This is a genomic window from Microbispora hainanensis, from assembly GCF_006874475.1.
GTDB classification, from domain to species: domain Bacteria; phylum Actinomycetota; class Actinomycetes; order Streptosporangiales; family Streptosporangiaceae; genus Microbispora; species Microbispora hainanensis.
The window spans coordinates 1-588 of sequence record NZ_VIRM01000183.1; the positions used below are offsets into that span (position 1 = coordinate 1).

1 protein-coding gene is annotated in these 588 nt (G+C 72.3%); it reads right to left on the reverse strand.

The window, feature by feature from the left end; genetic code table 11:
• Positions 1–263: 263 nt before the first annotated feature.
• The coding region (locus tag FLX08_RS41110; protein ID WP_208761992.1) for a hypothetical protein at positions 264–588 on the reverse strand (325 nt) is incomplete at its 5' end.

Here is a 588-nt window from a genome sequence, read left to right on the forward strand (position 1 = left end):
CACCACGGCCGTCACGGCCACCATGGCGACGGTGGCGAGCAGCGCGGCGGCCTGCCGCAGGGTGGCGAGGAGGGTCGGGGCGCCCTGCGGACGGCTCATGGGCAACGGGTCTCTCCTGTCTGGTCGTGAGCGCCCGTTCGCATGGCGGCCGTGCGGTTTCCGGGCGGCATCCGGTCCCATTATGGGCGTACGGCCCCATTGTGGGCGTCCGGAACGTGCGTCGGATTTGCGCGGGTCCCGGACGCCCACGACGGGCGGTGTGCTCAGGACTGGTTGAACAGCGACAGCGTGACGGTGGAGTGGTATTCGCCGGCGGCGACGTCGACCGGGGTGCGCAGGGCGAGGTCGGCGTTGACCTGGGAGGTGCCGATCTCGTCGGCGGAGTTGGCGGTGGAGACCAGCAGCTCCTGGCCCTCCAGACCCACAGTGGGCGCGCCGGAGCCGTCGGAGATGACGCTGGAGACCGGCTCACCGGCCGCCACCGCGCCGGTGGAGGAGTCGCTCAGCAGGTGCGGCCTCCAGCCCAGGTATTCCGGGCCGATGGTCTTGCCCGGGTCGTCGGCGGCGACGAACTGGCTGGCCTGGCCC